The organism is Methylogaea oryzae, from assembly GCF_019669985.1.
Taxonomy (GTDB): Bacteria; Pseudomonadota; Gammaproteobacteria; order Methylococcales; family Methylococcaceae; genus Methylogaea; species Methylogaea oryzae.
This window is the reverse complement of sequence record NZ_AP019782.1, coordinates 1,177,059-1,203,894: the sequence shown is the minus strand read 5'-3', so window position 1 is coordinate 1,203,894 and position 26,836 is coordinate 1,177,059. Positions and strand designations below refer to the sequence as shown.

Sequence of the window (26,836 nt, the reverse complement as noted above, 5' to 3'; positions counted from 1 at the left end):
GGTCTCGCTGTGGCTAAGGCGGCTGCCGGAAACGGCCAAAAGCCTTACTCCGGCCTGCGTCACAAACGTGCGCCGACAGCCGCGTTTGCCCCTCCACACAAACTTTTATCGTTACCACGTTGTAACGTGGTAACGATAAACGGAAAGGCCCAAATGTAAGCCTAGGCTTACAGACGGCGGCTGCCGAGAACAATAGAATGGCTCGCCAGCGGCGTGCTCAAAGGAAGCCGTATAGCACGGTTATGAAAGATTCCATTTATCGCGACGATTGTCGCGCTAACTATATTATTATCACTCAACGTCATGCTCTTTGAAAGGAGTTACTCACGATGGCCTACACAGGAACAAAACGAAGAGTATTTATTTCACATTACAAAGGTGATCGCGTCGAAGTTAATGCCTTTATCGATCACTTTGCTACCAAGCACGAGGTGTTCACCCCTTATATTCTCGGTGCAGGAGACAATTATGACTTCATCAACAGCAACGATCCTGCCTATGTAATGACGCAAATTCGAAAAAAATATCTGCAGGACACGACGATAACCATCATCCTCGTTGGCAATTGCACCCATAGTCGGCGTTATGTAGATTGGGAAATCAAGAGTTCACTTCAACAAGGCGAAACCCTGCCCAATGGTCTAATGGGGATTATTCTTCCGAGCAAAGGTGGCTCGGCTCATTTACCGCCTCGCATAAAGGACAACTGGAACAAAGAGGGCAAGGACTGCTATGCGCGCTATTGGGTATATCCAAAGACACCCGAGGAACTCGGAGGATGGATTGAAGATGCTTACGCCGCGCGGACAGCAAGATCCAAGTTCATCCAGAATTCACAAGATATGATGAAGTACAACGCCAAATGCCTCGTATGCGTGGTTACGCACTGATGGCCTCTGATAGTTTGGTACTGCTTAAGCTGACGTTCTCCATCGACACGCTCAGCTTCAGTCTAGATGCCTCATTGGCTGTAGTGGCGGTAGTTGCCATCGTATCCGGCATATTTTGGTGGCTGAACCACCATAAACTTAGACGATTTAAACTTGTCAAGGTTGACATAGCGTTAGGGAAAATTGGTAAAGCAGAGTTGCGACCAAATATTGAAGACATTCAGGTCGCGCACAAAATATGGACTGAGCTAGTAACAAGAAAGGCCGCCATCCCTATCGATCCAGACCACGACGTAATAGTTGAGGTCTATGACTCTTGGTACGCCCTATTCACAAAGGTACGAGAACTTGTAAGCAGCATTCCAGCAGAGTTGATCAAAGAGGAAAAAAGTACGAAAGAGCTTGTACGGATTGCGACATCTACCCTTAACAACGGTCTGCGACCGCACCTAACAAGGTGGCAGGCCAGATTTCGTGGATGGTATGAAGCCAACTCTGATCGCCTGAAGGAACTTACGCCACAGGAACTTCAGAAGCAGTACCCGGAGTATCTTGAGCTAATCACCGACATGAAACAAATCAATCAGCAAATGATTATTTATGCCGAAGAACTTAAACGACTAATAGATGGCTGACAAAGTGCATAACCCGGCAGTCAACCGGACCCGGAAAAAAGCCGCGCAGGCCGGTTACTTCGTTAGCCCCCAGGCACGGCCGTCTGGTAAGCGTGCCGAGCAGCGTCGTCCAACACGCCTGACACTAGACTTCGTGACAGAGGAGGTGCCGCGTCGCGCCGGTTAACTCTATGTATGGCGTCAGTGGTTAACATACGAGGCTACACAGCCAATTACAGCAAGAGACCCGCTGATCCGAATCGCCCGTCGTGCCCAGCGACGTGGGTAACGCACCATCCCAAGTAAAGGGCATTCCTGTGACCTCAAATTCCACGCGGACCGAAAGAGTGTTGGAACAATCCAGCCGATTGGCGTTTATCTCGCACGCGAGTGAGGACGACGATCTTGCGGAGGAAGTGGCGCAGATTCTTTCTGCGATACAAGTGCGCACGTGGATAGACAATGCTGAACTTCATAGAAACTCTCCGCTTGAGCTTGTCGGGACGCGAGTTTGGGACGGCCTTCAATCCGCAACGGATGTAATCGCGATAGCAAGTCAAGTCGCAACCACAAAGGCTTGGGTCAAGCATGAGTGGCTAACGGCTTCTGGACGTTGGCTTGCATGTGGTTTACCTCGAATTCACGTAATTACTCGAGGACGACTAGTCGCGGTCCCAGATCTCCCGTATACGTCGCTGAGCGCCGAAGGCGAAAACCTTGCACCATCACTACGCAGAGAATTCGCGCAGTCAAATCCCAGGGCCTTCTATCCTTCAACACCAGATGAATGGACTGCACTCGCTCGCGACCTTCGCTCCCAATATTTGATGGGCGGCCCAACCGCGGTTCAAGCGGTGCACCGATTCGATGTTATCCTTCCAGAGCTAGCTCAATTGGTTGACGGTGCGATCGAAGCGAAGTTCAAGGGTAAACACGCGCCGGCATTGGAGTTGATTCGTACGCTAGCCTTACTACTCGATTTGCGCGCCGATCCTCATTGGCTTAGCACCATTTGGCAGGTCGCAGCCCAGACTGTTGGAATCGATTTACGATCTCGAAATATTCTTCTCAACAACGCGGGAATGGCAGATGCATATATCGGGAATTGGGTGGCCGCTCGTCAATCCCTCCTTGCTGCCGTTGATGGGTGCAATGAGGACAACGACATTTCTGGTGCCGCAATGGCGTGCGGGAATATTGCGCTCATTGAATTAGATCGCGGTGATATTGCTGCTGCAGAAGGGTGGATACTTAATGCACAGCGAGTTTTGGACGAAGCGAGCAACAACCTATACGAACAAAGTGACCGCAACGTAGTTGTCGAGGTGCTCACGACCCGGGGTAATCTAGCGAATCACCTTGGGAGGCTGCACGTTGCTCGCGGGCAACACTCGGAAGCTTTGAGGCACTTTGGTATTCACTTAGCTATTGCCGAGTCCTTGGAATCGCGGCGCGCAATAGGCGTGGCTCTCGGCAGAACAGCTTGGGCAAATCTGGTTTCAGGTAAAGTCCAAGATTACACTGCAATCCTTCTCGAGCGCTACATGGCTATATCGGTATCGACCTTCAACCCGCGCGGGGTCGCTAATGCGCACCATTGGCTTGGGCAATTCTGGGTATTCGAGAGTAACAGCCAGTCTGCCTTACAAAATTTCGATAAGGAATTTAACCTCCGAGTCCATCTCCGGGACCGTCTTGGGATGATTCAGTCGCTATGTTGGCTTTGTGTCCTTCATCGTGCGCTTGGGCATCCTGATGAGCACGAGGTTGTGTCGCGCAGATTGCGATCAGAGGCCGCTGGGATTGAACTGGGTCTCTGTGACAGCGCGATGGTACAGATTGCTTTGGCCAAATCGACTCAAGCCATTGACGCCGATGCTGTAATCAAGGCCCAAGCTGCTGGCGCAGCATTTTGCTCAGCGGCAGCTCTCAAGCGCAGATAGCGCAGGGAAATAAAGGCAGAGTAAAGAAGGGCGTACAGCCGTCGAACAACAGCTTACGCTCGGATCGAAAGACCGCTCCCGCACGTTCTACGCATCGCTTGTTTTGCGGCCGGTGAAGCGCGGTGGGTTGGGCTGACGACAGGAAGTCCAACGTAACGATACAGCGGTAAATATTAAGGCTCGCCCCCCCTGTATACAGACACCCCCTATTGAAAACCTCCCCGTTCCAACGCGCCAACAATAAACGATAAGGCGGAACCGCTGCGCGTTCCGCCCTACCGGGCGCTGGGGATAACCGGCCTTTCGCCGCTTCACATTCACTTCACCCGCACCGCATTTTCTCCTCACACAACGGGAGGATAGTGACATCCGTCCGCCATCCTTCGTTTTCAGGAGAAGACCATGTCATCCCTTACCGCAAAGCTCCTCACCATCGGCTGCATTTCCCTGTTGTTGCTGGCGCCCTTGTCCGCCATACGCGGCTTGAACGGCGAGCGGCAGGCTTATCGGGCGCAGGCGCTCAACGACATTGCCGCCGGCACGGCCGCGGCCCAGCAGATCGTCGGGCCGGTGCTGGTGCTGCCCTGCACCAAGCGGCCCCTGCCGGCCGCCGAGGGCGGCGCGGCGCCGCAAACGGCGGCCGATGCGGGCAAAAGCTGCACCCGCTACATCCTGCCGGAAACGCTGGAGGTCGAGTCCGAACTAGCCCACGAAGCCCGCAGCCGGGGCATTTACCGGGCCACCTTGTTTACCGCCCGCATCACCGCCAAAGGCCGCTTCCAGCTGGAGCCGGCCGAAGCGTCGGGGCCGGGCTACCAGACCGAATGGGGCAGGCCCTACCTGGCTTTGGGCGTGAAAGACCCGCGCGGCATCGTCGGCCTGCCGCGTCTGACCTGGGACGGCGACAACACCGCGTTCGAGGCCGATACCCGATTGCCCGCTATCGGCGCCGGACTGCACGCCAAGCTGGATGATGTTGGCGGCGGCAGCCACGCTTTCGCCGTCGAAATCACCGTGAAAAGCCTGGAAGGCATCGGCTTCGTGCCGGTGGGCAAGGCCACCACCGTGGCCATGCATTCCAGCTGGCCCCATCCCAGCTTCAGCGGGCGCTACTCACCAGAAAAACGCGAGGTCGGCGCCGAGGGCTTCAGCGCCTGGTTGTCCACTTCGTACTTTGCCAGCAATATCCAGCAGGCGTTCGAACGCTGCGCGGCCAACCCGGCGGCGGCGCAGGAAATCCTGGCCAACAGCCTGGCGGTGTCCCTCATCGACCCGGTCAACGTGTACCTGCAAACCGAGCGGGCCATGAAATACGGCTTTTTGTTCGTGCTGATCACCTTCGCCTACCTGCTGTGCACGGAAGCGGTGAGCGGCAAGGCCATGCATCCGGTGCAATACGGCTTGATCGGCATGGCCCTGGCGATGTTTTTCCTGTTGCTGCTGTCCCTGGCGGAACATCTGGGCTTTTTCAACGCCTACCTGCTGGCCAGCGCGGCTTGCCTGGGCCAGGTGTGCTTCTATGTCGCCGGGCTGCTGCAAAACCGCCGGCTCAGCGCCGGTTTCGCCGCGGTGTTGGCATCGCTCTACGGGGTGCTGTACGTGCTGCTGTCCTCGGAGGACTATTCCCTGCTGTTGGGCTCGTCGTTCCTATTCGTGCTGTTGAGCCTGGTCATGGCGGTGACGCGCCGAGTGGACTGGTACCGGCTCAAGCCGTCGGCCAAGCCCACAGCCACGTGATCCCCTCACCCTAGCCCTCTCCCTTAGGGAGAGGGGACCTCTTTGCAACAGGCCGTTAAACCACCTCATCGGGAGACACCGAACATGGCTACGCACATGGACCACGCCGGCAACCAGCCGGAACGCCTCTGGCTGCTGCTCCTGGCAGCCGTACAAGCGGCCGCGCTGATCGCCCTGCACTACGCCGCAACGGCGCTGGAGCAACCGGCCGCCTCGTTCCACTGGCTATGGCCGCTGTACGGCCTGGCGATCCTGGCGCCGCTCAGCGGGCAGGTGCTGGCGGCGTATCGCCGCCGGCGGGAATTTTGGCGGCTGCTGGGCGGTTGCGCCCTGGCCCTGGCCGCCGTGGCCAGCTATAGCGGTTGGCGCGCCTTGGTGGAGGGACGGAGTTATTCCTACTGGTCGGGCGACGCCTTTGCCTTCGGCGCGATCATGGCGGCCTGCTGGCTGCTGCTGTTGCCTTTCGCCCAACAACGGCTGGACCGGGGCGGCTGGAGAATCGCCTATGGCGATTATTTCTCGGGCCTGCTCGACAACGCCGCGCGGCTGGCCGGGGCCGCGGCGTTTGCCGGCGCGTTTTGGCTGTTGCTGCTGCTGGCGGCGGGGTTGTCCGACGTGTTGGGCATCCGTTTCGTCGGCAAGCAGATCGCGCAGCCCTATTTCATTTACAGCGCCACCGCCCTGGCGTTCGCCGCAGGACTGTCGTTACCGCAGGTCAAAAGCGCCGTTTACCGCGGCTCGCTGGCGGCGCTGGGCTGGCTGCTGCCGCTGGTGTCGCTGATCGCCGCCCTGTTCCTGGCGGCCCTGCCGTTCACCGGCCTGCAAGCGCTGTGGCAGACCGGCCACGCCTCGGCGCTGATGTTGTGCCTGCAAGCCGCCCTGCTGCTGCTGTTCAACGCAGCTTGGCAGGACGGCGGCGGCCAGCCGGCCCTGACGCCGTGGCTGCGGCGCGCCGTGTCTTACGCCTTGCTGGCGGCGCCCGGCTTCACCGCCCTGTGCGCCTATGCGCTGTCCCTGCGGGTGCAGCAATACGGCTGGAGCGCGGACCGCGTCTGGGCGGCGCTGGCGATAGCCGTCGTCGGCTGGTTCGCCGTAGGCTACGCCCTGGCGGCCCTCAACCGGGACGGCGCCTGGATGGCCGGCGCCGCCGGGGTCAACCTGACCGGGCTGCCGGCCAGCGCCGCCCTGCTGCTGGCGACCCTCACCCCGCTGCTGGATCCCGAGCGCATCGCCACCGCCAGCCAGGTGGACCGCTTGCTGAGCGGCGCGGTGGAACCGGCGCAATTCGACTTCGCCCAACTGCGTTTCCGCAGCGGCCGGGCCGGCAACGCGGCCCTGCGCCAGTTGGCGGCCCTGCAAAACCACCCCCAGGCGGAAACCCTGCGCGGCCTGGCGCAAAACGAGCTGGACCGAGCCGACGAAATCGCGCTGCACGCGAAGCTGCAAGCGGAAGACGTCGCCCGGCACCTGCGCGTCTATCCCGGCGGGGAAACGCATCGAGCCTTGCTCGGCTTACTCGCCGAACGGGCCAACGCGGAAAGCTACCGCTACCCGTGCCTGAACGACGGCGGCGGACCGTGTCCCTTGCTAGCCATCGACTTGAACGGAGACGGCGTACAGGAGCGCGTGCTGATCCTGGAAAACCACAGTTTGGAACTTTACGGAACCACGGCCGGCGCGTGGCGATACCTGGGCGGCCTGCGGCCGCGCCAGGGCAACGCGACGGCCCAGGGCAGCCGGCCGACCATGGACGAAATTCGCGCCGCGCTGGACAAGGGTGAATTCCGCGCACTGGCCCCCCAATGGCGCGACGTGGAAATCGGCGGCTGGCGCTACGGCGTCGATTGAATAGCCGGACGGGCGCGGCCGGTTACGGCCGCGTCGCCAGCGCCCGCTCCAGCCGCGCCCACTCGCCTTCCGTTGCCGGCAAACCGAAACGCAAAGCCGACGGCTCTTGAAACAACCGCGCCAGCACGGCTTGCCGTTTCAAGGCCGCGTGCCGGCGCTCGGCATCGGGCGCAGGCGCCCATTGGAACAAGGCCGTGCCGCCGGCAGGCGGCAAGCCGGCCGCGGTCAACAATGCCGCCAAGCGGCGGCTGGCGGCGGCCAGTTCGTCCCGCATGGGGGACTGCCAATCCCGGTCGGCCAAGGCCAAAGCCCCGGCCCAGCGGGCCGGCCCGTTCACCGCCCACGGCCCCAGGCATTCGTCCATGGACTGCAACAACGCCGGCCAAGCGGCGACAAACCCCAGACGGATGCCGGCCAGGCCGAAAAACTTACCCACCGAGCGCAACACCACCAAGCCCGGGTCGCCGCAATCGGCCGCCAGGCTAAACAGCGGCGTCGCGTCCATGAAAGCCTCGTCCACCACCAGCCAGCCGCCGCGCCGAGCCAGACGTTCGCGCCAGGCGCGCAGTTGCTCCAGCGGATAACGCTGGCCGGTGGGATTGTTGGGGTGCACCAGCAGCAAAACGTCCAGGCCGTCGACGGCGGCGTCGATGGCCTCGGGCGCCAGTTCCAGCAGCCGATGGCCGGCGCGCCGCCAAGCGGCGCCGTGCTCGGCGTAGGTCGGCGTCACCAGCCCCACCCGGCCGGCCGGCCGCAGGGCCGGCAGCAATTGGATGGCCGCCTGGGAGCCGGACACGGCCAGCAGGTGCTCCGTGCCGTAATAAGCCGCCGCCGCGGCCATCAGGCCGTCGCCGCTTTCCGGCAAGCGCCGCCATACGTCCGGGGGGAACGCCGGCACCGGCCAGCCGTTGGGATTGATGCCGGTGGACAAATCCAGCCATTGCTGCGGCGCGATGCCGGTTTCCCGCGCGGCCCGCAGCAGGCCGCCGCCGTGTTCAAGCAAACCACCACCCTCCCGCCAGCAGTACCGCCAGCCAAACGGCCAAGGCCCGGTCCAGCAGGCGCAACGCCCGGCCGATGTGCTCGCTGGAGGCGGGCGACCCCTCGCCCAGCGGCGGGCGCTGTTCGAGGCGGCCGCCGTACACCGCCTCCCCGCCCAGTTGCACCCCCAGCGCCCCGGCCCCCGCCGCCATCACCGGGCCGGCGTTGGGGCTTTTCCAAACCGGCGCCTGCCGCCGCCAGCAAGCCAAACCTTGCCGGACGTTGCCGGCCAAGCAGTAAGCCAAGGCCGTGCCGCGCGCCGGCAGGTAGTTCAATACGTCGTCCAGGCGCGCCGCCGCCCAGCCGAAATGCCGGTAGCGTTCGTTCTTGTAGCCCCACATGGCGTCCAGGGTATTGGCGAGCCGGTACAGCACCACGCCGGGCAAGCCGGCGAGGCAGAACCAGAACAACGCGCCGAACACGGCGTCGCAGCCGTTCTCCAGCACGGACTCGACGCAGGCCTTGGCGACGCCTTGCGGCGGCAGCTCCGCGCTATCGCGGCTCACCAGCAGGGCGACCCGGCGGCGCGCTAGGGGCAGGTCGCCCCGGTCCAGCGCCTCGGCCACCGGCAAAGCGTGCTGCCCCAGGCTGCGGCGGCCGATGGCGGCGTACAACCCGATCACTTCCGCCACCGGCGCCACGTAGGGCAGCCGCGCCAAGCCATAGGCCAACAACACCCAGGGCAGCACCGCCAGCGCCAGCGCCGCCATGCCCCTGCACCGCCGCCGCACCGGGCTCAGTTCGGCCGAACCGTAACAACGCCGCTCCAGCGCCTGGGCCAAACGGCCGAAGCCGGCCAAGGGATGCCAACGGGACGGCTCGCCCAATACCGCGTCCACGCCCAGCGCCGCCAGACAAGCGACGGCCCGCCACAACAGCACGGCGCTCATCGCACGGCCGCCGCCAGCAACACCGCCATCTCCACCAACTCCACCGCCGCGCCGCACACGTCGCCGGTCACGCCGCCCAAGCGCGCCATGGACAAGCGCCGGATTCCCCACAGCACCAGCCCCGCCGCCAGCAATGCGGGCAACCCCAAGCGCCAGGCAACGGCGATCGCCACCGCCAGCGCGACGATGCGCGCCGGCGGCACCGGCAAATGCCCGAGCCAGGCGCCGGCGATGCCCTCGGGATTGGCGTAGGGGCTGGCCGACAACAGGATCAACGCGGCGGCGCGGCCGGCCGCCGGGGCCCACAACAGTGTCTCCACAGCGCCGGACTGGGCCGGCAGGCTTTGCAAAGCGGCGAATTTCGCCAGCAACACCGTCACAGTGACGGCGACGGCGACGCTGCCGGCGTGGGGATCCTTGAGGATTTGCAGCGTGCGCTCGCGGCTGCCGTGGCCGCCCACCCAGGCGTCGGCACAGTCGGCTAGGCCGTCCAAGTGCAAGGCGCCGGTCGACAGCACCCAGGTCAACAGGATCAAGGCGGCGCTCACCGCCGGCGGCGCCGCGTCCGACAGGCCGTGGACCACGGCCAGCAGAACGCCGATCAGCAGCCCGACGGCGGGATAAGCCAACAGGGAGCGCCCGGCCACGACGGGGTCGTAAGCGACCCGGGCCGGAACAGGGAAACGGGTGAGAAATTGCAGGGCGAACCAAAACGGCTGGAGCTTCATGGAAGACTCCAGCCGTTGGCGGCGCTATGACGGGGCGTGGCCGCCCCGCCGATTTCAGGCGTGGTATTTGGCAAGCGTTTTGAACTGCTCCAGCGCGGCTTTGACCTTCTTGCTCGCCTCGGCATCCAGCTCGTTGTTCTTGTAGACCTTGTCCAGCAACCCTTCTTTCACCAAGGCTTCCTTGATCCACTTCTTGGCGAAACGATAGTTGGCCGGTACCGCCGCCTTGTCGCCGGTGGCCGGATCCCGCAAGGTGATGTCGGCAGAAGCGGGAGCCGGAGCGACCGCCGCCGGAGCTTTCGCCGGAGCGGCGGCCTTAGGCGCGGCGGCGGGAGCCTTGGCCTCCGTCTTAGCCGGCTCCACGGCTTTCGCCGGCGCGGCCTCGGCCTTGGCGGGCGCGGGTGTTTCTGCTGCGGGCGCTTTGGCAGGTGCAGGTGCGGGGGCAGCGGGCTTGCTTTCCTTGGCCGCTTCCGCAGCGGGAGCGGCGGCGCCCGGCTTCGGCGCGAGGTAGCGCTCCACGCCTTCGGTTCCCGCTGCCGCCGCCTTCGCCGCGGCGGCCTCGGCTTTGCGTTGGGCGGCCGCGGCGGCGGCGGCTTTGGCGCGGCGGGCATCTTCGGATAAACAGCCAGTGGACGCCGGCGTCGTGTAGACGGTGTACAACACCAATGCGAGCAATGCGACTGTCACCAAACCGATCATCAATTCCATAACTGTCCCCTCTCTGCGATGCAGATAATACTTATAGTTAGCTGGCCAGCCATCCGCCGTGCCCGAACCCTGGCCCGTGAGCCGCCACTATAATACAAGCGCCGCGATGCCGCAAAACGCCGGTGCTGTCAAGTGTCGCACCGGTCACAGCTAGGCTTCCGCCACCCCCGCTTCGGCGAAAGTCGCCATGCCGTTGTGCAAGGCGCACGCCGCCTGCAGCAAGGGCAACGCCGCCGCCGCCCCGCTGCCCTCGCCCAGCCTCATGCCCAAATCCAACAACGGATCGGCGCCCAAGGCGGCCAACACGACGGCGTGGCCCGGCTCCTTGGAACGGTGTCCGAACAGGCACCAAGCCGACACGCCTTCCACCCAGCGCTCGGCGCAAAGCAACGCCACGCTGGCGATGAATCCGTCGACCAGCGCCGGCAACCCCAGCTGGGCGCAGCGAAGGTAAGCGCCGCACAGCGCGGCGATCTCGAAACCGCCCAAGCGCAGCAGCGCGCCGTGCGGCTGGCCGGCATCCTCGCCGTGAAGACGCAAGGCGCGCTCCACCGCCTCCCGCTTGCGCGCCACGCCGGCCTGGTCCAGGCCGGTGCCGGGCCCGACCAGAACCGCCGCGTCCAATTTCAACAACGCGCAAGCCAAAACGCTGGCGGACGTGGTGTTGCCGATGCCCATTTCGCCGCCGATGAACAAACGGCTGCCGGCGCGCCAAGCGCGCTCCGCCGCCTCGCGACCTGCCGCCATGGCGAGCGCCAGCTGCGCTTCCGTCATGGCGGCGCCCGCCAGGAAATTCGCCGTGCCCTCTCCGGCGCGGGCGGCGACCACGGACGGCAATCCCGGCAGGGGCCGCGCCACGCCCACGTCCACCACTTCCAAGCTAGCGCCCCAGAGCCGCGCCAGCACGCTGATGGCGGCGCCTCCGTGGGCGAAGTTGGCGACCATTTGCGCCGTGACCTCCTGCGGATAGGCGGACACGCCGGAAGCAGCGACGCCGTGGTCCGCGGCGAATACGCTGATCCAGGCCGGATCGACGCAGGGCCGCTCGCTGCCCTGCATGGCCGCCAGACGGACGGCCAAGTCTTCCAGCCGGCCGAGCGAGCCGGGCGGCTTGGTCAATTGGCGCTGGCGCTCGCGGGCGGCATATTCCGCTGCCGCGTTTAAAGGAGCCAAGGATTGGTTCAACCAAGCGAATCCCGGATGATGGCTGGCCGCTTGCATCAATCGCCCTCCCCGCCTTTCAACACTTGCGGCAGGCCCGCAACCACCCAAACGACGCGCCGGCTCAACGCGGCCAAGTCCTGGTGCAGCCAGCCGGCCTCGTCGACGAAGCGCCGCGTCGCCGCGCCCATGGGCACCACGCCCATGCCGATTTCGTTGCTCACCAGCAGCAGCCGTCCCGGCAAGCGCGGCAGGCAATCCAACAACGCGGCCCGCTCCCGCTGGAAGCGCGCCTCGTCGATGCCGCCGTCCCTATCGAACAAGACATTGCTCAGCCAAAGCGTCAGGCAATCGACCAACACGCAGCGCTGGGGCGCGCAATGCTGGGATAAGGCCTGCGCCAAGGCGATGGGCTCTTCCACCGTGACCCAATGGGCCTCCCGCCGTTGGCGGTGGCGGGCGATGCGCTGGGCCATTTCGTCGTCGCCGGCGCGGGCGGTGGCCAAATACACTACCGCCTGTTCCGACGCCGCCGCACGCGACTCCGCATAACGGCTTTTGCCGGAACGGGCGCCGCCCAAAATCAATTCGATCATGCTGGTAGTATCTGGATAAACTTGGCCGCCCGACAAACCTGCCGCAGCGATATGCACTGTCCGACTTTAATGATTCAAGGCACCGGCTCCGACGCCGGCAAGAGCCTGCTGGTCACCGCCCTCTGCCACGCCCTGCATCGGCGCGGCATCCGCGTGGCGCCCTTCAAGCCGCAGAACATGGCCCTCAACAGCGCCGTCGCCTGCGACGGCGGCGAAATCGGCCGCGCCCAGGCGGTGCAAGCCATGGCGGCAGGCCTCGCCCCCCATACCGACATGAACCCGGTGCTGCTCAAGCCCACCGGCGAAATGGGAGCGCAGGTGATTATACATGGCCGCGCCGTGGCGGATTTGAGCGCCCGCGACTACCACGCTTACAAGCCGCAAGCCATGCAGGCGGTGCTGGAGTCCTACCGGCGGCTGGGCGAGCGCTACCAAGCCATCGTCGTGGAAGGCGCCGGCAGCCCGGCGGAAATCAACCTGCGCGAGGGCGACATCGCCAACATGGGCTTCGCCGAAACGGTGGATTGTCCGGTGATCCTGCTGGGCGACATCGACAAGGGCGGCGTGTTCGCGCAGCTGGTGGGCACGCTGGAGCTGCTGTCGGACAGCGAGCGGAAACGAGTCAAAGGCTTGGTCATCAACAAGTTCCGCGGCGACCCGCAATTGCTCCGGCCCGGCCTGGAATGGCTGGAGCAGCGCACCGGCAAGCCGGTGCTGGGCGTCTTGCCGTACTTGCAAGGCCTGCATCTGGAGGCGGAGGACGGCATCAATCCCCTGGCGACGGGACAACGCGGCGGCGACTGCCTGCGCGTGGTGGTGCCGGCCCTGCCCCGCATCAGCAACCACACCGACTTCGACCCGCTGCGGCTGCATCCGCAAGTGGACCTGCGCTTCCTGCGCCAGGGCGAAAGCTGGCCGGCCGCCGACCTAGCGATCCTGCCCGGCAGCAAGAACGTGCGCGCGGACTTGGCTTGGTTGAAACGGCAAGGCTGGGACGACGCCATACGCCGTCACCTGCGTTACGGCGGCAAGCTGATCGGCATTTGCGGCGGTTTGCAGATGCTCGGGCGTGCAGTCCACGACCCACACGGCGTGGAAGGCGCCCCCGGCAGCTCGGACGGCCTGGGACTGCTGGAGCTGGAAACGGTGTTGGAACAGGAAAAGCAGCTGCGCAACGTGAGCGGCGTATTCCTGCCCGCCGGCGCGGCGGTGAGCGGTTACGAAATCCACGCCGGCGTCAGCACCGGGCCGGCCCTGGCGCACGCCGCCATTCGCCTGGACGACGGCCGCCTAGACGGCGCCGTCTCCCTGGACGGCCAGATCATGGCGACCTACGTGCATGGTTTGTTCGAGCGCAACCCGGAGTGCCTGCTGCGTTGGGCCGGCCTGGACGACGCGCAGGCGCTGGATTACGACGCGCTGCGCCGGGAGGCTTTCCAACGGCTGGCGGATTGCGTGGAGGCCCATTTGGACATGGGCAGCATCGGCCGCCTCCTCGGCGCGACGGGGCTGCCGCCGGCCAAAGGCCAGTCCACCTAGCCCCACACGCCGAGCACCTCCGTTGCCACGTCCCAATAGGCCAGGCGGCTGGTCAAGCCGGTTTTGCCGCCGCAAATGCGGATGGTGATGGTGGTGAAATCCTCGATGTCGTCGTCCTCGTTTTCATCGTCGGCCAATTCGTTCAAGCCGTGGGACTGCCAGAAAAACGCCGCCGACAGCGCCGCCGGCAAAGCCTGCTCCAGTAGCTCGGGCTGGGCCTCCAAGGGCAGGCCCAAGGCGGAGGCAACGCTGCGGTAGTTGCCCCTGCCGGTGATTTGGATCAAGCCCCGCCCGCGATAAGCCCAACCGTCGCCGCTGGCCTCGTTGCCGTTGCCCAAGCGCGAGGCGTAGACGTAGTTCGCCAGCTTTTCCGGGTTGTTGGCATAACGATTCGCCTTGTCCATATCGGGAAAGCGATTGGGCCACACCTCCATCAATCGCTTCGCCGAATAGTTGAGGTTTTCCACCAGTTTGTTGAGCTGGCCCGATTCCTGGGCTATCTGCGCCAAAAACGCCGCAACGCGGGCCGGGGTATCGATCCGGAATCGAGCCATGGCTTGGTTGAGCGGGTCGACCCACCCGTCCGGATCGGCGCACTTGGGCATGATCCGCAGAAGCTCGGCTGAAGTGATATTGCGCATGGGATGTCCCTAAAAAAAATCGGCGCTGCCTTGCGGCGATCCGGCCATCAGCCCCAGGACAGGTCGTACTGTTCCGGGAAAGGACCGTTCTTGTAATCGATGGAACCGTGGGCCTTGATGCCGGGCCGCAACAGCACCTGGCGCACCATTTCCGGGATCAGCACCATGCCGACGTATTTGCCCAGGCAATCGTGGCTGCCGAAGCCGAAATGGAAGTAGTGGTACCAGTTGCGCTCGGGGATGAACTCCTCCGGCGATTCGAACGCCTTGGGATCGAACATGGCCGACAAGGTCAACGGCAGCACATAGGTGCCGGGAGGAATGGTGGTGGCGCGGTCCGTGCCCTTGGCAACGGTGTATTCGACGGCGCTCTTGCGGAACATGTAGGGGGCGATGGGCACGAAGCGCATGGCTTCCCAAACGATGCCGTCGAAGGCTTTGGTGTCGTCAGACTTGGCCGCCGCCACCGCCTTGGCGAGCAAATCCGGCCGGTCGAGCAAAAACTGGATGGCCTGGGCCACGGCTTGGGAAGTGGTTTCGATAGCGCCGATCAACAACCCGCCGGCATTGGTGCCGACGCGCTTGATGTCGAAGTCCACCGCGGCGGGAAAAGACGTGCGCAGCATCCTGGCGACGATGTCGTCGCTTAACTTCTTATCGGCCGCCGCCTGCTTGCAAAACAGCTTTTTCAGCAGGTGCCAGGGCGCCAACAGCAGGCTCAGCAACTGGCCCAGCTTGATCATCGGCAGGCGGCGCACGATCAGGCCGGTGATGTATTTGCCCAGTAGTGCCGAAGTCCGGTTGTGGTTGTCGACGATGTGCTGGTTCTCCGCCGGCGTGCGCAGGTCGAAGGGCTGGTTGTGGAACGTGTCGTATTGCGCCCAATAGGACCAATCGATCAAATCCTTGGGGTCGGCGCCGGTCAGGCCGAAATAGTCCTGCACCAGGTGAGCCGGCACCAGGCGGCAATAGTCGTACACCACCTCGATGCGACCGCCGGCTTTGTCCAGCAGCCCCTTGGCGATGCCGGCGACCATGGTCCTGATCTGCGGCAGGTCGTCGCGGTTGAGCAGGCCCATCATGATGGACTTTTCGCGGGTGTGCAGGGCGTCGTCGTCGTGGGCCATCAGGTAATTCCCCTGCTTCGCCACGTACAGCTCGACGGTGAAGACCTTGGGCATATCCAACACTTCGGTCACGTCGTCGTACAAAGCCAGCAGGGTGCAGGCCGGCGTCACCAGGATGGGGCGCTTTGCCCGCAGCTCCTTGAAAAAGGGCAGCGGCTCGTTGTCCATCCATTGGCGCACCAGCGGGAATTTGTCCGCCTCGGCCGCCGCGTCGTAGCGTTCCAGATAATTGGTCGTGATTTCACTCATGGTTGTTTCCTTTCAATCCGTCGTATCGGCTCCCCCGGCGGGACGCCGAATGAACAACGGGGCGAGGCAAACGCCCCGCCCCGCTGCGTTTTGGACTCTGCCGATCGGTTACATGCTCTTCATGTATTCCAGCAGGGCCTTTTTCTCCGCATCGCTGAAGCTGGTGCCGTAATCGTGGCCGCAACGGCTGTTGCCGGAATTGCGGTCGTTGCAATCGGTGGTTTTCAGCGTGAAATTGAACTTGGTCTGCTCAGCCGCCAAGCCCACTTTTTCCGGATCGTAAGCCGGCCCCACCTTGAAGGACGCTTGCCGCTGGGCGGAAGGCGTCAGCAGTTCGGTCAGGCTGGCCACCGAGCCGTTGTGCAGGTAGGGCGCCGCCGCCCAGATGCCCTGCATCACGCGGGACTCGTAGGGATAGGACGGCGCCGCCGAAGTCGCCGGCTGTTCCTTCATCTGGAAAGCGATCTTGAGATCGTCCAGGCCGCCCAGATCCCCCAGGTCTTCCGCTTTGTCCACTTCCGACTTGAACATGGACACCAATTTGTCCAGCTTGCTGCGCAGCTTCTGCTCTTCCGGGCTCAGCTCCACCGGCAGGTAGTGTTGCAAAATGGCGCCGGTAACCACCGTGCCCAGCACGGTAAAGGCCGAATCGACGGCTTTGAGCGGCTCGCGCTCGGGGAAAATCCTCATTCCCTCCAGCACGCCGGTTTTGACCTGGGAACCCAGCAGGTTCACTTCGCGGGAGTCGGTGCCGACGTCCAGGATCGGCGTAGCCCAGGTTTCGTGGGTCAAAGAACGCATGGCGCCTTTCTTGATGCCGTGGCAATCGGCGCAGCTTTCGTTGCCTTGAGCCGGGTCCTTTTTGTTGAACACCTTCTCGCCTTCGGCCGCCAGCGCCTTGTCCAGCTTCCACGGCCATTTCGGCGGCCCGATTTTCTTGATCAGGCTTTCCAGCTTGTTGAGGCCGTGGAAGTTGGCCGTGTTGTTTTTCACGTAGTTGATCTTCAACACGCGGGTGTCGTCCTTTACCGGATGGAAATCGGCGAACACGCCGAACACCTCACCCAGGTTGCGGGACAACCCCAGGATACGGTTGCCGTTGGAGGCGAAGCCGGGCCACTGGATCTTGTCCTGGATGGACGCGTTCCAAACGAAGGGATAACGCACCGGCGCGTCGGCCCGCTTGATGTTCTCGGGGATCATATAGGTGGGAGCCGGCCCGATGTCCAAACCGGACACCCGGTTGAAGATCATGGAAACCGCGTCGAGCCGCGAAGGTCCCCACGGATATTCCGTCGGCAGCGAGCCCTTGATGATGGTGTCGTAGCGCAGGAACCAAGCGGTCACTTCGGCGCGCAGTTTGTCCAGGTCGGGCTGTTTGGCCGACGGCCCCAGCACGGCTTTGGCGAAATCCGCGAAAGCGCCCTCGTCGTTCAGCACTTTGTTGACCGAAGCGTCGAGGTCGGCGAGGAAATTCTGCATATCGGTGATGGCCGGGCCGCCGTCGATACGGTAGGCGGTGCCGGACACCTCGATTTGGCGGGTATGGCAAGCCGAGCAGCTCATGCCGAGCATTTTCTCGCCGTTCTCCTTGGCGACGGTGAAGCCGACCGGCAAGCCGGGGTCGGGACTCTGCGGATTGGGCAAATAACCGTAACGGCTGAGGCTGTCCTCCAGGAAAGGCTTGCCGTCCGCCTGCTTGAGCGCGTTGATCCACTTCAACGGCATGACGCGCGAGCCTTGGTCCTGCGTGTAGTATTGTTCCCGGGTGGAAGCGGTCCAGTGCTTGCCCTGATCGGTCATCACCGGCGCCACGGCGGCCTCCGGCGACAGCGGCGCCAGCATCGCGGCGGCGAACAGCGAGCCCGCCAGGCCGCCGGCCTTTAGTGCAGTTTCACGTTTTCTCATTTGTCCCTTCCCTCATATAAATCAGTGATTATTTTTGACCGTCAGGAGCCAGCCAGTTTCCCAGCGCACAGCCAGGAAATAATCTCCCCAAAACCGGCGGCAGTCTGTAAGCCTCGGCTGTTTGTTCTGTAAGCCTGCTCCTACACGCCGCGCAACCGCCGAGCGCCGCGCCGATCATTGTTTCCTACAATGAATCGGGACGATTGCAGCCCGTCGCCTTGGCCCAAGCCCCCGGATTCCCTGGGAAGAAAAGCCGCGCCGGCCTCCACCCGTGGGGTATTCCCCCGGGGCCGTTCAACGCACCTCGCGGGAGATCACCGAAATGAAGCACCTCAGGCTTTTGCTAGCGCTTACGCTGCTCGCAGCGTTTGCAGCGGGCGTCTTGTGGCCCGTGTTCTCCTCGTTCAATCCGCCCTTGAGCGCCGTCCTGGGCGGAACGACCGCCCCCGACCCGCAAACCTTGCACCGACGCCTGCGCCTGCCGGAAGGTTTCGTCATAGACACCTATGCGGACGGCTTGCCGCAGGTGCGGTTGTTGCGATTCACGGCGGGGGGCGATCTTCTGGCGAGCCTGCCGGCGTCCGGGCGGGTGGTTCTGCTGGAGTGGGACGAGAACGGCGACGGCCGTCCGGATGGGCGCAGCGACCTGTTGATAGGGCTGAACAAACCCCACGGCCTCGATTTCAGGGACAACTGGCTGTATGTGGCGGAAACCGACGGCGTGGCGCGCATCCGCTACGACGCCGCCGCGCGCCGCGTTCGCGGCACGTTGGAACGGGTAGTGAAGGATCTGCCCGCCGACGGCAGTCATTGGACCCGCACGCTGAAATTCGGCCCCGACGGCTGGATGTATGTCTCCGTCGGCTCCAGTTGCAACGTGTGTTTGGAAAACGATCCGCGCCGCGCCGCTTTACTGCGTTACAAGCCGGACAGCGGCGGCGGGGAGATTTACGCCACGGGTCTGCGCAACACCGTGGGTTTTGCCTGGCGACCGGCCACGCAGGAGCTGTACGGCGTGGACAACGGCCGCGACCTGCTGGGCGACGACTTCCCGCCGTGCGAACTGAACCGCATCCGGCAAGGCGGCTTTTACGGCTGGCCTTACGCCAACGGCAACCGCGTCGCCGATCCCGATTTCGGCGCGGGTCACGAAGAAGAGATTAACGAGAGCATCCCGCCCGTCCACGCATTCAAGGCCCACACCGCGCCGTTGAGCATCGTGTTCCTCGAAGGCCGGCAACTGCCGAAGGAATATCGCGGCGCCGCCCTGGTTGCCTTGCACGGCTCATGGAACCGCAGCAAGAAGCAGGGCTACCAAGTGGTGTCCCTGCATTTCCTGGCCGACGGCCGCATCGAGGAACGCCCCTTCCTCAGCGGCTTCGAACAAGCCGAAGACGTCATCGGCAGGCCGGTGGATGTGGCGGAAGGGCCCGACGGCGCCATTTACGTCAGCGACGATTACGCCGGCGCGATTTACCGGGTGCGTTACGCGGGCAAGTAACGCGACCCCCGGTCAGCGCTGCCCCACCATCACGCCCTTGTAGCGCTCCTTAATGGCTTGCGCCAGCTGGTGCACGGCCATGGCGTAGTGGGTGCTGTTGTTGTAACGGGTCAGCACGTAGAAATTTTGATGGCCCAGCCAGTATTCCGTGCCGCTGTGGGTGCTAAGGCGCAACAGGCGCACGTCTTCCACCGGGCAGGATTGCAGCGGCTGCACACCGGCTTGGGTTAGGGTGGACAGCGAATAACGCGTGTCGAAGCCGTACTCCATGCTGTCGACGATGGCCTTGCTGGTGACGGCGGGCGTCACCACCGGCTCCGCCGGCCGCCAGCCGTGGGCGGAGAAGTAGTTGGCGATGCTGCCGATGGCGTCCTGCGGGCTCCACAGATTACAGCGGCCGTCGCCGTCGAAATCCACCGCGAAGCGCAGGAAGCTGCCCGGCATGAACTGACCCAACCCCATGGCGCCGGCGAAAGAGCCCTGCGGCTGGGCGGGATCCAGGCCTTCCTTGCGGGTCATGACGAGAAAATTCGCCAACTCTTCGGTGAAATACTCGGCCCGGCGCGGATAATCGAACGCCAGGGTGGTGAGGGCGTCCAGCACCCGGTCTTTGCCGACGTTGGCGCCGAAGATGGTTTCCACCCCCATGATGCCCATGATGTATTCGGGCGGCACGCCGTAGCGCTCGCTGGCCCGCTGCAGCGCATCGGCGTGCTGGGCCCAGAACGCCGCGCCTTTGCCGATGTGCTGCTCGTCCAAAAACTTGGCGCGATAACGCGACCAGCCGCCGGGACTGGGTTTGCTGACCACCCCCGGCGTGGACGGGCCGGACGGCGCCTGGCGGTTCATATACTCGATGGTCCACTGTTTGCGGCGGGCCTGGGAAAACACGCCGTTGAGGTATTCCCGGGTATAGCCGTACTGGCTGACCATGCGGTCGATGAAGCGATCCAACGCGGCATAACCGGCATAATCGCCGCTGACGGCGGCGGCGCGGTAATCGCCGACCTGCGGCAAACGGGCGATGTCCACATCCGCCGGCTTGGAAGCGGGCGCTTGCGGGGCCGCAACGGCATTGGCGCGGCCTTTGGGCGTTTGGCTGGCGCAGCCCGCCAATACAGACAGGCCCAAAACGAGCAGCGCTATGGGTATTAGCGTTCTTTTCATGGTTTATCCCAACAACATTAGATAATCATAAATTATAGACCGAATGCCTTATGAAGTAATGGGGTATTCCGGGCAATCCTCCATTTATCGGCATACCCGAACGCCATATCCGCCGTGTCGCGGCTGGCGCAGTTATTACCAACTCCCGTACACTTGGGTTCCGCCAAACCTCGCCGGCGCCATTCAAAGCAGGGAGTTGCCATGTTCGATTTCTTTGAACTGATTCTTACCTTGGCCGTTTTGGGCGCCGTGGCGACCTTCGTCATCGTCTTCGTCTCCCTGGTGCAGCAAAGCCGCAACCGCCAGGAATTTAGCGCCGCCCTGCAACGCATCGAGGAAACCCAGGCGGCCATGCAACAGCTCCTGCGGGAAATGGCCGACAGGCCGCCGGCGTTCGCGGGGCGAACCGCCGACGCGACGCCCGCCGCCGAACCGGCGCCGTCCCCGCCGCCGGCCGATCCCGCGGCAACGGAAGCGGCTCTCGCCGAGCCGCCCGCCGCGATGCCGGCAGAGCCCCCCATGACGCCCCACGGCTGGCTGGACGAAGACAACGCCGATTTGGCCGAGCAAAGCTTCCTGCCGCAAGCGCCGCGCGAACCCAGCCGCTTCGAGACCGCCGCCAAGGAAATCCTCCGCGAAATCTGGAACTGGATCGTGGTGGGCGAGGAACACCGGCCCCAGGGCGTGTCCATGGAATACGCCATCGCCAGCAACTGGCTGCTGCGCATCGGCGTGGTGATCCTGGTCACCGGCATCGCCTTCTTCCTCAAATACTCCATCGACAACGGCCTGCTGGGCGAACAGGCACGGGTGGCCTTGTCGCTGCTCACCGGCGTCGCCATGGTGGCGAGCGGCACGCGGCTGTTGGGCAAGCAATACCATCTGTTCGGCCAGGGCCTGGTGGGCGGCGGCATCGCCACCCTGTACTTCGCCGTCTTCGCCGCTTTCGGCTTCTATCACCTGATCGACGCCTACCCCGCCTTCGCCCTGATGGCCCTCGTCACCGTCAGCGCCGGCGTGCTGGCGGTGCGGCTGGACTCCCTACTGGTGGCGGTGCTCGGCATCATCGGCGGCTATGCCACGCCGATCCTGCTGTCCACCGGCGTGGTGAATTTCGTCGGGCTGTTTTCCTACCTGCTGCTGCTGGGACTGGGCATCCTCGGCACCAACTACTACAAGAAATGGCGCTTGCTCAATTACCTGAGCTTCGTCTTCAACTACGCGCTGTTTTTCGCCGCCATGGACAAATACCAGGTGGAAGACTTCTGGAAGGTGATGCCCTTCCTCGCCGCCTTCTTCGTGCTGTATTCCACCATGGTCTTCCTGTTCTGCCTGGTGCAGCGGCAAAAATCCACCCTGCTGGAACTGCTGGCCCTGCTCGTCAACGCCGGCATTTTCTTCGCCACCGGCCGCGACCTGATCGAGGACGCCTACGGCCAGATGTGGGTGGCGGCGCTCACCCTGGGCCTGGCGGCCTTCTATGTGGCCCATGTTTATTACTGCCTGGCGCGGCGGCTGCTGGACAAAGAGATGCTGCTGAGCTTCACCGGCCTGGCCGCCTTCTTCACCACCGTCACCTTGCCCGTGATCCTGTCCGAGCAATGGCTGACGGCGAGCTGGGCCGTCCAAGCCGCCGTCATGCTGTGGATCGCCGCCAAACTGCGCAGCGAGTTCCTGCGCCAGGTGTCTTATTTGCTCTACGGCATCGTGCTGCTGCGCTTCGGCTTCCACGACCTGCCCGGCCAATATGGGCGCCATGCCGCCCTGGCGGCGGACACGCCGTTGCTGGAATACGCCTTGGCGCTGCTGCAACGCCTGTTGACGTTCGGCCTGCCTATCGCCTCCCTGGCCGTGGCCTACCGGTTGATCCAGCGCAAAACGCCGCCGGCCGCCCTGGCCTGCGACGCGTCCAACGACATCCAGCCCTGGCTGGGAACGAGCCGGGCGGTGCAATGGGCCTTCGTGGTGGGCGCCGGCATGTTGTTCCTATTCCTGCACCTGGAGCTGAACCAGACCTTCGGCTACCTTTACCCGCCCCTGCGCCTGCCGGTGCTGACCCTGCTGTGGCTGGGCATGAGCCTGGCACTGCTGCTGCGCTGCCTGGCCGCGCCCAGCCAGGGCATGGCGACGCTGTTTTGGCTGTTCGTCGCCGCCGTGCTGTTGAAGCTGCTGTTCTTCGACCTGGACAGCTGGGATTTGACCCTGACCAATTTCTGGGCCGGCGGCGACTCGTGGACCCTGCTCTACGGCGGCGAGTATTCCTTCCTGCAGGCCCTCCTGCGGCTGCTGGACTTCTCCGCCATCATCGCCTTTTTCGGCTTCGCCTTCCTCAGCCTGTCGCGGCGAGGAATCGACGGGGGAATGGCAAGGCCGTTCTTCGGCGCGGCGGCGCTGGGACTGCTGTTCGTCTTCCTCACCCTGGAGCTGAACACCGCCCTGCACCAGTACGTGCCGGGCCTGCGCTCCGGCGGCGTGTCCATCCTCTGGTCGCTGTTCGCCCTGGCCTGCGTGCTGGGCGGCATCCGCCGGAACGTGCGCGCCCTGCGGCTGGCCGGACTGGGGCTGTTCGCCCTGGTCGCCTGGAAAGTGTTCTTCATCGACCTGGCGCGCCTGGACCAGATCTACCGCATCGTCGCCTTCATCGTCCTCGGCATGCTGGCCCTGGGCGGCTCCTTCGTTTACATGAAATACCGCCAGGTGTTTACCTCCCAGGCCCAAGAGGAATCCCAATCATGAGCAGAGTGCATGCCTGGTCCAGGCTAGCCGCGACGGGAACCGCTGCAGCGGCGATTGCCCGCCCCCTCTCCCCCCGGGAGAGGGTTGGGGTGAGGGAATCTAATAGCCGTGGCAATAATAAGAGCGATAAGGACAAGGCCTGTTTTTCTCCTCTCACCCTATCCCTTCGAGGAAGCCTTAATTTTTCCGCTGTGCGGCGGCTTTCCCTGAGGGAGAGGGGACTTTTAGAAAGGCCGTCCCTTGCTGGAAAGGAAATAGGAAACAGCCGGTCCCTGAGCAGAATCAGCAAGCTAGCCGCAGCAATATCGTTCGGTTTCTCGCTGGCGGCAACGCCGGCCTTGGGCGCAGAACCGGTCGCCTACCGCTATTCCAAACCCATCGAATACGCCGGAGGCCAAACCGAAGCCTTGCTGGCCGTGCCCCTGGACAGCCAGGTCTACACCGCCACCCGCGACGGCTACCCCGACCTGCGCCTCCTCGACCAGGCCGGCGCGGAAACGCCCTTCCTGCTGGAAAAATCCGTGGAGCCCCACAGCGAGATCGTCCACGAGCGCCACGGCGGCGGCGTGGCCGGCATGAAACCGCTGGGCGCGGCAGGCATCGAAGTGCTGCTGCGCGCCGACAAGGACACCCCGCCCACCGACGGCCTGACTCTGGTGACGCCTCTGGCCGACTACGAACAGCGCGTGCAGGTATTCGGCTCCGACGACGGCAAAAACTGGTCGCCCCTGGTGCAGGACGCCGCCATCTACGATTACTCGCGCTACATGGACGTCAGCAACCGCGACATCCCCCTGCCGGCCAACGGCTACCGCCACTTTAAGCTGGTGATCGCCGACGCCGCACGGACGCGCCAGTCCGAGCTGACGGAGCTGACCCGCCACCTGCAAGCCGGCAAAGAGCGCGAGCGCAGCGAAACCACCACTGTCCACACCGAACCGCTGCGCATCGACCGGGTCGAGCTGTGGCACAAGGTCAGCCGCTCCCTGCCGGCGGAAGAAAAGAAATTCGACTATCCGGTGGTAGCGTTCAAGACCGAGGAAGACGCCAAAAACCATTGGACCGTCATCGACGTGCAATCCAACCGCGAGCCCCTCACCCAACTGGCGCTGCACAGCCCCGAACGCAACTACAGCCGCGGCGCCACCGTGCAAGTGGAGGTAAAACGCGGCATCGAAAGCCAATGGCGCGACATCGGCGGCGCCACGGTGCAATCCCTGCGCTTCGAAAACCTCAACCGCGAACAGACCGGCATCGGCTTCCCCGAGCAGCGCCAAACCCATTACCGCATCCTCGTCCGCAACCAGGACAACCCGCCCCTGTCCATCGACGGCGTCGCCGCCCAAGGCAACGGCTACCGCCTGCTGTTCCTCGCCGCGCCGGGCAAAAGCTACCGCCTCCACTACGGCGCCGAAAAAGCCGAACAGCCCCGCTACGACACCGCCCCCATCACCGAACCCCTGCGGGCCGGCTACCAGCCCGTCGCCGCCCGCCTGGGACCGGAACAAGCCGCCAACCCTCAACCCCCCGCCATGGACTTCGCCGGGCTTTTGAACAGCCGGTATTTCCTCGGCGCGGTCATCGCCCTAACCGTGGCGATATTGGCCTGGGCCTTGGTGGGGGCTGGCCGGCGTATTGGGCAGATGCCGGAGGATTAACCAATACCGTGGGAGCGGTGTTATCGCTCCCATTTATCGTTCCCACGTTGCAACGTGGGAACGATAGACCTACCCCCTCCTCCACGCCAAACGGGCCGGCGCTGAAAAAGCGGATAAAATGTGCGGCATGTTCCCTCATGCACACAACCGCCGGCATCGTTCCGGCTTGGAAGGAGATCGCCTTGGAATCCCTCAACGCTCCCCAACAAAAACTGCTCGAAGCGGCGGCGTCCGTCGTCGGCCCGCTCTATCGCGTCGGCGCGCCGACCGAGCTGGAGGCGGAATTGCAAGCCGAAGCCGGCAGCCAGTTGCGCCTCACGGAACCGACGCCGGACCCGGCGGCGCGCGCCGCTTTGCGGGTGGAGCGGCGCGAGCTGTGCCGCCAGCGCAATATCGAGCAGATTCTCCATCTGGCCTTGCGTGAGCTGCCGGACCAGGCCTCATCCGATCCGGTGGAGCGGGCGTGGCTGACCAAGTTTTTCGCCTATGCCCAGGACGCCGACGACAAGCCGCGCCAGGAAGTCTGGGCGCGGCTGCTAGCGGCGGAAGTCGCCGCGCCGCAAAGCGTGGGCAGCCGCACCCTGGCACTGTTCGCGCAAATGGACGAATGGGAGATCGAGGGCTTCGCCACCTGCTGCGCCTTCTCCTTCGCTTTCGAAAGCGGCTGGCGCTTCATGCTGGAAGACGAGCTGGCGGAAAAGGAGATCATGAATTATCAGCAAGGCAACAACATGACCCAGCATTGCGTCGATCTGGGCCTGCTGTCGCCGGAAATCGACGGCATGCGCTGCCTGTCGTCCCGCGGCATGCGCGTGCGCTACGCGGCGAAGGTGTACGAATTGGCGAAGCCGCGGGAAGACAAGGCCGACGCGGTGCTGGCCTATCGCCGCTATACCCGCGCCGGCCAGCAATTGGCGGAGGCGCTGCGGCCGAAGAAGTTCTACGGCTTCGCCCGCAATGTGCTGAAAAGCCTGGACCAGCTGCGCGGCGTCCGGCTGGATCTGGTGGAGGACGGCTCCGGCGGCTAGCCCTGGGGGAACTCCTCGGCGCCGTGCTGCTCCAACCACTCCCGCCACACGGCCAGTAACACGGCCAGTATCACCGGACCGACGAACAGGCCGATAAAGCCGAAGGCGGCCAAGCCGCCCAGCACGCCGAAAAACACCAGCAGGAATGGAATGCTGGTGTTGCTGCTGATGACCAGGGGACGGATGACGTTGTCCACCCAGCTCACCACCGCCGTGCCCCACACCAACAGCTCGACGCCGTCCAAGTGCCGGCCTTGCAGCAGCAGCCACAGGCTGGCGGCTATCCACACCACCGGGGTGCCGAACGGAATCATGGCGAAAAACATCGTCACCAGCGTCAGCAGCACCGGCGACTTGAGCCCGACGAACCAATACCCCAGCCCGGCGATGGCGCCCTGGCCGATGGCGGTCAGCACCAGGCCGTAGACCACCGCTTTGACGGTGGCGCCGGCGGTGGCGAGGTATGCGTCCACCCGCTCGCCCATGACCAAATGCAGCACCCGGCTCACTTCGCGGGTGATCTGCCGGCCGTCCCGGTAGAGGAAGAACACGCTGAACAGGGTAAGCAGCAGTACGGCGGCGAGATACCCCACGTCGCCGAGGAGTTGCAGCACGCCCACGGAAAAACCGCGCAGCCACGGCAGGACGCGGGCCCGCAGGGTTTCCGGGTCGGTCAACTGCTCGAACAAACGCTGCGCCTCCGGCCCAAAGCCCGGCAGCTTGCCGACGGCTTCCGGCAAAACCGGCTTCTGGCGCAACAGTTCGCCGAAGTCGTGGTAAACGCCGACCACCTCGTCCCGCAGCAAATAGGTCAGCCAGACGCTGGGCACGACGATGGCGGCAAGCAGCGCGATCACCATCAGCAAGGCGCTGAGGACGGTTTTGTCGCCGGTCAGTCGGGTCAAACGGGCGTACAGCGGCCAACTGATATAGGCCAGGATCATGGCCCAGGCCAATGGCGTGACGAAATTGCGCAGCACCAGATAAGCCAGGGCCAGCAGCCCGGTGAGCAAGGCGCCGAGAAACACGGGTTTGAGCATTTTGTCCATGGCGTGGGCATCCGGAGATTGGGAACGATGCCGCGACCTTTCGCTCCCCTCGCCCTCTCCCGGGGTGGGGCCGGGAA

At 63.9% G+C, this 26,836-nt stretch carries 21 protein-coding genes; 10 read left to right on the top strand and 11 right to left on the bottom strand.

The annotated features are described in order from the left end of the window. Positions 1–329: 329 nt before the first annotated feature. The 5 genes from K5607_RS05800 to K5607_RS05780 all read left to right on the top strand — a co-directional run bounded on the left by K5607_RS05800 (position 330) and on the right by K5607_RS05780 (position 7,032). Positions 330–890: a TIR domain-containing protein gene (locus tag K5607_RS05800; protein ID WP_221048482.1), complete on the top strand. Its 561-nt coding sequence runs from the start codon at positions 330–332 to the stop codon at positions 888–890. Continuing rightward, positions 890–1,525 carry a hypothetical protein gene (locus K5607_RS05795; protein ID WP_054774125.1) on the top strand — a complete coding sequence of 212 codons (636 nt, stop codon included), beginning with the start codon at positions 890–892 and terminating at the stop codon, positions 1,523–1,525. The genes K5607_RS05800 and K5607_RS05795 overlap by 1 nt, the downstream gene beginning before the upstream one ends. A 296-nt stretch (positions 1,526–1,821) precedes the next feature. Then, the gene (locus K5607_RS05790) at positions 1,822–3,447 is read left to right on the top strand and encodes a toll/interleukin-1 receptor domain-containing protein (RefSeq protein ID WP_221048481.1); all 1,626 of its coding nucleotides are present in this window, start codon (positions 1,822–1,824) and stop codon (positions 3,445–3,447) included. Positions 3,448–3,849: 402 nt separating this feature from the next. Beyond that, positions 3,850–5,184, top strand: a complete 1,335-nt coding sequence (gene creD, locus K5607_RS05785; protein ID WP_221048480.1) for a cell envelope integrity protein CreD — start codon at positions 3,850–3,852, stop codon at positions 5,182–5,184. An 84-nt stretch (positions 5,185–5,268) separates the two neighbouring features. Next, positions 5,269–7,032, top strand: coding sequence for a DUF4153 domain-containing protein (locus tag K5607_RS05780; protein ID WP_221048479.1), 1,764 nt, complete (start codon positions 5,269–5,271; stop codon positions 7,030–7,032). Positions 7,033–7,054: 22 nt separating this feature from the next. On the opposite strand, the gene cobD is transcribed toward K5607_RS05780, so the two are convergent. The 6 genes from cobD to cobU form a co-directional block, all read right to left on the bottom strand. Next, entirely contained in the window at positions 7,055–8,035 is a 981-nt protein-coding gene (gene cobD, locus K5607_RS05775; protein ID WP_221048478.1) for a threonine-phosphate decarboxylase CobD, read from the bottom strand. Then, positions 8,028–8,963: an adenosylcobinamide-phosphate synthase CbiB gene (cbiB, locus tag K5607_RS05770; RefSeq protein WP_221048477.1), complete on the bottom strand. Its 936-nt coding sequence runs from the start codon at positions 8,961–8,963 to the stop codon at positions 8,028–8,030. Before cbiB ends, cobD begins: the two co-directional genes overlap by 8 nt. Beyond that, complete coding sequence (gene cobS / locus K5607_RS05765) at positions 8,960–9,691, bottom strand: adenosylcobinamide-GDP ribazoletransferase (protein WP_221048476.1); 732 nt, start codon at positions 9,689–9,691, stop codon at positions 8,960–8,962. The genes cbiB and cobS overlap by 4 nt, the downstream gene beginning before the upstream one ends. Before the next feature lie 54 nt (positions 9,692–9,745). Beyond that, the gene (locus tag K5607_RS18025; protein ID WP_246598963.1) at positions 9,746–10,399 is read right to left on the bottom strand and encodes a hypothetical protein; all 654 of its coding nucleotides are present in this window, start codon (positions 10,397–10,399) and stop codon (positions 9,746–9,748) included. A gap of 150 nt (positions 10,400–10,549) precedes the next feature. Then, the gene (gene cobT, locus K5607_RS05755) at positions 10,550–11,620 is read right to left on the bottom strand and encodes a nicotinate-nucleotide--dimethylbenzimidazole phosphoribosyltransferase (protein WP_221048475.1); all 1,071 of its coding nucleotides are present in this window, start codon (positions 11,618–11,620) and stop codon (positions 10,550–10,552) included. After that, on the bottom strand, positions 11,620–12,156 hold the full coding sequence (gene cobU, locus K5607_RS05750; protein WP_054773848.1) for a bifunctional adenosylcobinamide kinase/adenosylcobinamide-phosphate guanylyltransferase: 537 nt from the start codon (positions 12,154–12,156) through the stop codon (positions 11,620–11,622). Before cobU ends, cobT begins: the two co-directional genes overlap by 1 nt. A 69-nt stretch (positions 12,157–12,225) precedes the next feature. Here cobU and K5607_RS05745 point away from each other — a divergent pair, with 69 nt between their 5' ends. After that, positions 12,226–13,695: a cobyric acid synthase gene (locus K5607_RS05745; protein ID WP_246598962.1), complete on the top strand. Its 1,470-nt coding sequence runs from the start codon at positions 12,226–12,228 to the stop codon at positions 13,693–13,695. On the opposite strand, the gene K5607_RS05740 is transcribed toward K5607_RS05745, so the two are convergent. From K5607_RS05740 to K5607_RS05730, 3 genes are all read right to left on the bottom strand, one after another. Further along, the gene (locus K5607_RS05740) at positions 13,692–14,336 is read right to left on the bottom strand and encodes a glycoside hydrolase family 19 protein (protein WP_054773849.1); all 645 of its coding nucleotides are present in this window, start codon (positions 14,334–14,336) and stop codon (positions 13,692–13,694) included. The genes K5607_RS05745 and K5607_RS05740 overlap by 4 nt on opposite strands. 47 nt (positions 14,337–14,383) lie before the next feature. Continuing rightward, positions 14,384–15,712: a cytochrome P450 gene (locus tag K5607_RS05735; protein ID WP_221048474.1), complete on the bottom strand. Its 1,329-nt coding sequence runs from the start codon at positions 15,710–15,712 to the stop codon at positions 14,384–14,386. Positions 15,713–15,820: 108 nt separating this feature from the next. Further along, entirely contained in the window at positions 15,821–17,620 is a 1,800-nt protein-coding gene (locus K5607_RS05730; RefSeq protein WP_221048473.1) for a di-heme-cytochrome C peroxidase, read from the bottom strand. Between the two features lie 415 nt (positions 17,621–18,035). Between K5607_RS05730 and K5607_RS05725 the strand changes: the two genes are divergently transcribed. Then, positions 18,036–19,121: a PQQ-dependent sugar dehydrogenase gene (locus K5607_RS05725; RefSeq protein WP_246598961.1), complete on the top strand. Its 1,086-nt coding sequence runs from the start codon at positions 18,036–18,038 to the stop codon at positions 19,119–19,121. A 12-nt stretch (positions 19,122–19,133) separates the two neighbouring features. Here the strand turns inward: K5607_RS05725 and mltB are convergent, their stop codons facing one another. Next, positions 19,134–20,288, bottom strand: a complete 1,155-nt coding sequence (gene mltB, locus K5607_RS05720; protein WP_221048471.1) for a lytic murein transglycosylase B — start codon at positions 20,286–20,288, stop codon at positions 19,134–19,136. 201 nt (positions 20,289–20,489) lie between these two features. Between mltB and K5607_RS05715 the strand changes: the two genes are divergently transcribed. The 3 genes from K5607_RS05715 (at position 20,490) to K5607_RS05705 (ending at position 25,710) form a co-directional block, all read left to right on the top strand. Further along, a complete protein-coding gene (locus tag K5607_RS05715; protein WP_221048470.1) occupies positions 20,490–23,024 on the top strand; it encodes a DUF2339 domain-containing protein in 2,535 nt (844 codons plus the stop codon). 338 nt (positions 23,025–23,362) lie between these two features. Then, positions 23,363–24,682 carry a DUF3999 family protein gene (locus K5607_RS05710; protein ID WP_221048469.1) on the top strand — a complete coding sequence of 440 codons (1,320 nt, stop codon included), beginning with the start codon at positions 23,363–23,365 and terminating at the stop codon, positions 24,680–24,682. Between the two features lie 137 nt (positions 24,683–24,819). Continuing rightward, the gene (locus K5607_RS05705) at positions 24,820–25,710 is read left to right on the top strand and encodes a DUF2806 domain-containing protein (protein ID WP_221048468.1); all 891 of its coding nucleotides are present in this window, start codon (positions 24,820–24,822) and stop codon (positions 25,708–25,710) included. Here the strand turns inward: K5607_RS05705 and K5607_RS05700 are convergent. Beyond that, positions 25,707–26,759, bottom strand: coding sequence for an AI-2E family transporter (locus K5607_RS05700; RefSeq protein ID WP_221048467.1), 1,053 nt, complete (start codon positions 26,757–26,759; stop codon positions 25,707–25,709). The two genes, K5607_RS05705 and K5607_RS05700, sit on opposite strands and share 4 nt — an antisense overlap. Positions 26,760–26,836: the final 77 nt, after the last annotated feature.